The sequence below is a fragment of the Streptomyces sp. NPDC018964 genome (genome assembly GCF_044390325.1).
Classification (GTDB): domain Bacteria; phylum Actinomycetota; class Actinomycetes; order Streptomycetales; family Streptomycetaceae; genus Streptomyces.
Map to the genome: position 1 here is coordinate 106,244 of NZ_JBIRYZ010000028.1, position 6,724 is coordinate 112,967.

Consider the following 6,724-nt stretch of genomic DNA (forward strand, 5'->3'; position numbering starts at 1 on the left):
CATCGTTCGTCAACCCACGTCACTTCTCCGGCTAGTTCATCTGTGCGAAGTGAGCGGAACATGACGGGAAACCGACATCTGAGTGACACCAGGGACGTGAGTGACCGCTGAGGCCCGCCCTTCCACCATCCGGACGGATCGTCCGTGGCAGGGTGGGGAAGACATCGTTCCGACTCCCCTCCCCCCACCAGCACCTCAGGGAGCCCCATGCTGCGCGGCATCGACGTGAGTGCGTACCAGTCGTCCTCGTACGACACCGACGGCCTGTCCTTCGTCTTCATCAAGGCGACGGAGGGCCGTTCGTACACCAACCCCAAGCTCTCGGCCCAGACGGAGCGGGCCCGCGACGCCGGCCTGGTCGTCGGCTTCTACCACTTCCTCTGGCCGGGCAACCTCACGGCCCAGGCGGAGTACTTCGTGAGCAGGACCCAGGAGAAGCGGGGCGACATCCTCGCGGTCGACTGGGAGACGACGGGCGAGGGCACGCACGCGAGCAACGCGGAGAAGGACCGCTTCATCAAGAAGGTGAAGGAGCTGCGCCCGCACCACAGGGTGATCCTGTACTGCAATCGGAATTTCTGGTTGAACGTCGACACGACGTCCTACGCCGGCGACGGCCTCTGGATCGCCGACTACGTCACCGCCGGAAAGCCCCGCATCCAGGCCGAGTGGCGCTTCCACCAGTACACCGACGACCCGCTGGACAAGAACGTCGCGGACTTCCCCAGCAGGTCGGCGCTGAAGGAGTGGGCCGAGGACGCCTAGCCGAGGACGCCTAGCCGCGGAACTCCGGCTTGCGCTCCGGGGAGGCTTCCGCCAGCGCCTTGGTGACGGCCTCGACGCCCGCGCGCAGGCCGTAGACCGGGGTGCCGGGCTGCTGGCGCCAGGAGTCGTCGAGGCCGCCGGCGTCCACGGTGTCGAAGCCGAGCTCGTCGATCAGGGCCCGCACCTTCCGCTTGGCCGCCTCGTCGTCACCGGCGACGGGCAGCGCCATCCGGCCGGGGTCACCGGCGGGACGGTGGCGGTCCAGGAGGTCCTGGGCGTACGTACCGTTGAAGGCCTTGATCACGGGGTGGCCGAGCTGCCGTTCCGTCCAGCGGCTCTCGGTGAGGCCCTCGTCCTCGATGCCGGCGATCCTGCCGTCGCGCCGCCGCGGGTGGTAGTTGCCGGTCTCGATGACGGCCACACCGTCGGCGGCCCCGTCGAACAGGCCGGACGGCAGGTCCGGTACGGCCTTCAGCGGGACGGTGACGACGACGATCCCGGCGCCGCGTGCCGCGTCCTCGGCCCGCACGGGCGTCGCGCCGGTCTCCTCCGCCAGCTCCGTGAGCGTCTCGGGGCCACGGGAATTGGCGACGGAGACGTCGTGGCCGAGGGCGGTGAGCCGCCGCGTGAGGTTGCCCCCGATGTTGCCCGCCCCGATGATGCCGATCCTCATGTCCGCTCGCCTCGCCCTTCCGGGGATCGATGTCCGCTCCGGTTCCCCGCGGGAACCACCATGGTCGGCGTCAACCCCCGGAACGGGCGGGCTGTTCCGGACCTACTTGTTCAGGTGCGCCCAGAACTCGTCGAAGGACAGGACCTTGTCGCCGTTCAGGTCCCGGGACTTGATCACGGCCTCGGCGACCGCCTCGGTGACGTTCCAGTCCCCGCCCTGGGCGAGGGCGGTCTTGAACTCGGCAGCGGTGATGAACCCGTCCCCGTCCGTGTCGATCCGCTCGAACTGCTTGCGCGCTTCCTCGATGTCCGCCACCGGTCCGCCCCTCATCTCATGCTTTGCCGTCTTGCTGACGCAGGTCAGATTATCGGGCCACCCGGGACTCCCGTGCGGCGACCACCCACCGGTGGCCTTCCCGCGGGCGAGGGCCCGAGGAGCGCGGGGCCGGACACACCCCGGGAATCCTCGAAGCCCCTCAGCGGTCCGTCACGCGGATCTCGAACCAGGTGGTCTTGCCGCGGGGCAGCAGGTCGACGCCCCAGCGGTCGGCGAGCTTGTCGACGAGGAAGAGGCCCCGGCCACTGGTGTCCATGGGCTGGACCGGCATGAGACAGGGCAGCCCGCGGGACGGGTCGCGGACCTCGATCCGGATCCAGCCGCGCCGCCGGCGCATACGGAGACCGAAGACGCGGGCGCCGGTGTGCCGTACGGCGTTGCCGACCAGTTCGGAGACGAGCAGGACGGCGTCCTCGGCGGTCCTGGCGGTGAGGCCCCACTCCCGCAGGACGACCACCTGGACGAGCCGGCGGGCGGTGGCGGCGGACTCGGGCCGGGACGGCAGCGGAACTTCCGCCTCCGTCGGGTTGCCGTACAACTCCACTGCCTTCAGGGCACGTTCGTCATCGACCGTCGGCGACCAGCGCGACGCGGTCACGCGTCCGTCTCCCCGTGGCTGTTCCATGCCCTCCAGCCCCGCCATGCCCCCATCATGGCCGCCCGAGGGGCTCTCGGGGGCCGTTCCGGGGGAATGCACCCCCCGCGCACCCTTGTCCGACAAGGGGCCGACGACCTGCGCCGACGGCACTTCCGCACCCTCGGGAACCCGCCCGACCTGGTAAAACGACTCACTTCCAGGCAACCGGCGGACTCCCTCGACACGAACGGCTTAAGGGTGCATTAAGGCTCCCATAAACCGCCCCATCGAGGGACCCGGATGAGACATCGCGTCAATTGCAAGCTGACGGACGGGTTTTCACCGGAACTTCGCCTTGCCCGGCCCCTCCTCCACGAAGCTGCGCATCCCCCGCTCGCGGTCCTCGGTGGCGAACAGGCCCGCGAACCAGTTGCGCTCGACGGCGAGACCGGTGTCGATGTCCGTCTCGAGGCCGGTGTCGACCGCCTCCTTGGCCGCGCGCAGCGCGATCGCCGGCCCCTGGGCCAGCTTCGCGGCCCACGCGTGCGCCTGCGCGTAGACCTCCTCCGCCGGCACCACCCGGTCCACCAGGCCGAGCGCCAGCGCCTCGTCGGCCCGCACCTGGCGGCCCGTGAAGATGAGGTCCTTGGCCTTGGAGGGGCCGATCAGCCGGGACAGCCGCTGGGTGCCGCCCGCGCCGGGAATGAGCCCGAGCAGGATCTCGGGCTGGCCCAGCTTGGCGTTCTCCCCGGCGATCCGGTAGTCGGCGCAGAGCGCCAGCTCACACCCCCCGCCGAGCGCGTACCCGGTGACGGCGGCCACGACCGGCTTGGGGATGCGGGCCACGGCCGTGAAGGAGTCCTGAAGAGCGCGGGCCCGCAGCACCATGGCCGCATGATCCATGGCCTGCATCTCCTTGATGTCCGCGCCCGCCGCGAACACCTTCTCCCCGCCGTAGATCACCACGGCGCGCACGTCCTCACGCCGCGCGGCCTCCTCGGCGAGCTCCTTCAACCGGTCCTGCGTGGCGACGTCCAGCGCGTTCATGGGCGGCCGCTCCAGCCGCAGCGTGCCGACGCCTTCGGCGACTTCGAGATGTACGGTCATGCCCCGCAGGTTAGCGGCCGTTCACACGCGGGGACACCGCGGGCGTCCCCGGTCACCGTCACCCGGCCCCTGCGGCGGGTCCGCAGGCCTTCTCCAGGAGGGTGAACGACTTGGGTGCCCCGCCCGGCTGCGGCTTGCCCGCCTTGTGGCCGACGACCCGGTAGCCGGCGTCCAGGTAGTAGGCGTTCAGACGCGCGTTGCCGGCCAGGCAGTCCAGACGTACGAACGCCCGCCCCGCCGCGGCGATGCGACGCTCCGCGGCATGCAGCAGGGACCGCCCCGTCCCCGGCCGGGCGTTGCCGCGGTCCACCATCAGCCGGTGCGCATAGCCGGCCACCGGCGGCTGAGGCCCCCAGGCATCCTCGTCCTCCCACCACAGCTCCCACGCCCCGGCCACACGGCCGTCGGCCTCGGCGAGCCAGACCTCACCACTCGCCATGACCCCGCGGAAGTGGTCCTCGCCGAGCTGACCGGGCCGCCACTGACCGGTGACGCCCTGGGCGAGCATCCAACGGGCGGCGTCGTCACGCAGCCGGACGAGAGCGGCGAGGTCGGCCTCCTCGGCGAGGCGGAAGCGCAGATCGTTCACGTCGCGATCCTCACACGGCCGGTTTCGCGGGCGAGAGCCGGGAACACGTGGCTGAACCCCGCATGCCGGCCCCGGGAAGCTGCCGGTGCGTATATGGAGCTGTTCCGCTGTCCGGTCAGAGGCAAGGGGGTCCTTCGACGGGCTTCGCAGGGTATGACCGAGCAGTTCCCCTGGCGAGTCGGCGGGACCGGAGGTTCGATCCGACCAGGTCCTACAGCCGGGACAGCAGACCTGACATCACCGCGAGCGGCAGCGAGGGATTGGCGGCTGCCGCCTCCACCACCTGCCGGTCGGCGTCGGTGAGCAGCTCTTCGATGACCGGCGGCGGAAGGGCCGCATGGCCTGCGGCCATGGGCCTCGCCTGTGCGTCTGTCAGACAGGCGAGCAGTGCCGGTGCCGGCGCATGGGGATGCCGGGCGATCTCGCGGAACGCCTTCTGCACCGTTGGCTCGTGCCGGGCAAGGTCCTCCAGAAGTGCCGGAGTCGCGTCCGGATTGGCAGCCACCTTGGCGACGACCCGGACTCCGTGCCGGTCGAGCATGGTGCGCAGTCGGCCTTCCGAGAGACCCGGGTGCGGGGCGATGGACTTGACCACTTTCGCATCGAAGTCGGCGGCCAGCGCGTCTCGTACGGCGGGTGGCAGATCGCGTCGCTGGGCTATGAGCATCCGCGCGGCCGGGTTCGGCGATCCGGCCAGCTTCTCGGCCTCCTCGGGGGACGCGGAGGCGATCCGCGGCAGCGGAGTGGGGCCGATTCTGGTGGTGCCGGCAAGATAAGTCAGCACATCGAGCGGTACGTGTGGGTTGTGGGCGAGCCTGCGCCGCACTTCGTGGTCACGGTCGGTGGCCAGTACGCGGATCAGGGCGTCGTCGATCGCCGGATTCTCGGCGAGGTCGGCTCGCACACCGCGATTCGGATCCACGGCGAGTCGAGCGCAGGCCTCCGACGGCAGATCCGGACGGCCGGCGAGCGCCCAGCGCAGGAGCAGCGACGGGTGGTCCACGAAGCCGACGACGGCTTCGGTGGGTGTGGCCGGATTCCGGATCGCCATGTGCCGCATCTCGTGCCCGGTGGATTCGTGGGAACCGTCGCAGGAGGCGCCGGACGGCAGGTCGCAGTCGAGTCGCGGGCACTGCGGATCATGCGCGAACGGCACCTCCTCACGGTCGCAGACCAGGCACCGCTGCGCGGGAGGAAGCCCCTCGCCGGTGAGCAGCGCCGCCAGTACGGCCGGCGGTGCCGCCTCGTTGGCCGCCACCGCGCGGCGGACCTCGGCGTGCGGATGCCCCACGAGTCCGGTGGCCGTCTCCGGTGTCGCCCACAACGCGAGCTCCGCGACGACCCGTATGTCCGAGTCGGCGGCCAGCGTCTCCACCACATCGGGCGGGAGGCCCGAGCAGCCGGCCAGCTTCTCCCGGCGCTCGACGACCGGGTCTTCCGCGAAGAGGCGTGCCCATTCCGGGTTTCCGGCGCGCTCGGCGAGCAGGGCGAGCGCGCCGTCCGGTTGTGTCACGGGATCGATGTCCGCGGCGGTCAGCAGACCCGCGTACGCGAGCCATGCCGCGCTCTCCTCGACACGCGAGGCCAGCGCCACCGCCTGCGCGTGGCTGAGGTCCGCTCTGCGAGCGAGTTCCGCGGCGATGTCGGCGTCCGCGACCGCGATCAGACGGTCGACCAGCTCGGACGGCAGACTTACGTTGGCGGCAAGCCCGCACAGAACATGGTTCACGGGGGCATCCTGCCTGGAAGGTCACCGAATGGCCCGTGGATTTCGGTGTCCACGGGCCGTCGGCGACACTCGGGCACGTCCTGAGCGCGGTGCTGAGGAAGAGGCACGACATCGGCCGGTGCTTCCTCCGGGCTCTCCTTCAGGTGGTGTCCCTGGCGGGTGAGGGCCGGCGTTCGCGAGCCGAGTGCTCCGGCAACGGCGATCATCGTCCGGCGGCCCCGGTTCCCGCCTCGCGGGGTCTGCCGCCCAGCCCCGGGATCAGCACCGCCGCCACCGCCAGGTGCATCAGGGCCAGCGCGGCCCGGGTGCCGCCGTCCATGCCGTCGCCGGTGAGCGGCAGGAAGGACACGGTCAGTACGACGCCGGCGATCCCGGTCCAGACGGCGCGGGCGCGCCGCACCCCGGACCGCTCCAAGACAGCCAGCAGTCCCCAGCCGGAGAGGAGAGGCGATACGTCCGAAGCAGGCGCTGAATCACGCGTGCTCAGCCGCTTCCATCACTGCCCTTCTTTTCCACGGAGTCCATCTTGAGCACCGCCCAGACGGTCTTGCCGGGATGGTGCGGTGTCACGCCGAAGTCGTCGGCGAGGGCCATGACGAGGTGAAGCCCTCTGCCTCCGCATCTCTCATCTGGGGGTTCCCGCCGCCGCTGTCACGCACCTCGACCCGGCACACACCCGTTCCCCTGCGGGCGGCGGCGTGCGGTGCCCCGCATCGATCGGAATTCCCATGTACGACGTCACCTCCGTCCGCCCGTCCGCCAAGGGCGTCGGCGTCCAGTGGTTCGCCGTGCCGCGGGATGTGCGTACCTCGTCAGGAGGTGACGTGGCCTTCCCGCGAGCACAAGGCGCTAATACTCCAGCTGTAGATCGTGATCTTCATGTCTGGGATGCGGTTTGTCGTCGGTAATGGCTGGCTCGTGATCGTGCCTGGTGGCGGCGGCGCCAGG

At 70.7% G+C, this 6,724-nt stretch carries 8 protein-coding genes; 1 reads left to right on the top strand and 7 read right to left on the bottom strand.

Going from position 1 to position 6,724, the window contains the following annotated elements; genetic code table 11:
- Positions 1-207: 207 nt before the first annotated feature.
- Entirely contained in the window at positions 208-765 is a 558-nt protein-coding gene (locus tag ACH5AO_RS32415) for a glycoside hydrolase family 25 protein (RefSeq protein ID WP_398930948.1), read from the top strand.
- Positions 766-775: 10 nt separating this feature from the next.
- Here the strand turns inward: ACH5AO_RS32415 and ACH5AO_RS32420 are convergent, their stop codons facing one another.
- The 7 genes from ACH5AO_RS32420 to ACH5AO_RS32450 all read right to left on the bottom strand — a co-directional run bounded on the left by ACH5AO_RS32420 (position 776) and on the right by ACH5AO_RS32450 (position 6,263).
- Positions 776-1,438: an NADPH-dependent F420 reductase gene (locus ACH5AO_RS32420; RefSeq protein WP_398930950.1), complete on the bottom strand. Its 663-nt coding sequence runs from the start codon at positions 1,436-1,438 to the stop codon at positions 776-778.
- A 102-nt stretch (positions 1,439-1,540) separates the two neighbouring features.
- The gene (locus tag ACH5AO_RS32425; RefSeq protein ID WP_184828615.1) at positions 1,541-1,753 is read right to left on the bottom strand and encodes an EF-hand domain-containing protein; all 213 of its coding nucleotides are present in this window, start codon (positions 1,751-1,753) and stop codon (positions 1,541-1,543) included.
- A gap of 160 nt (positions 1,754-1,913) precedes the next feature.
- Positions 1,914-2,417, bottom strand: coding sequence for an ATP-binding protein (locus ACH5AO_RS32430; protein ID WP_398930952.1), 504 nt, complete (start codon positions 2,415-2,417; stop codon positions 1,914-1,916).
- 273 nt (positions 2,418-2,690) lie between these two features.
- Positions 2,691-3,458 carry an enoyl-CoA hydratase/isomerase family protein gene (locus ACH5AO_RS32435; protein ID WP_398930954.1) on the bottom strand — a complete coding sequence of 256 codons (768 nt, stop codon included), beginning with the start codon at positions 3,456-3,458 and terminating at the stop codon, positions 2,691-2,693.
- A gap of 58 nt (positions 3,459-3,516) precedes the next feature.
- The gene (locus tag ACH5AO_RS32440; protein ID WP_398930956.1) at positions 3,517-4,047 is read right to left on the bottom strand and encodes a GNAT family N-acetyltransferase; all 531 of its coding nucleotides are present in this window, start codon (positions 4,045-4,047) and stop codon (positions 3,517-3,519) included.
- Between the two features lie 211 nt (positions 4,048-4,258).
- The gene (locus tag ACH5AO_RS32445) at positions 4,259-5,776 is read right to left on the bottom strand and encodes a hypothetical protein (RefSeq protein WP_398930958.1); all 1,518 of its coding nucleotides are present in this window, start codon (positions 5,774-5,776) and stop codon (positions 4,259-4,261) included.
- Positions 5,777-5,978: 202 nt separating this feature from the next.
- On the bottom strand, positions 5,979-6,263 hold the full coding sequence (locus ACH5AO_RS32450; RefSeq protein WP_398930970.1) for a DUF6069 family protein: 285 nt from the start codon (positions 6,261-6,263) through the stop codon (positions 5,979-5,981).
- Positions 6,264-6,724 lie beyond the last annotated feature (461 nt).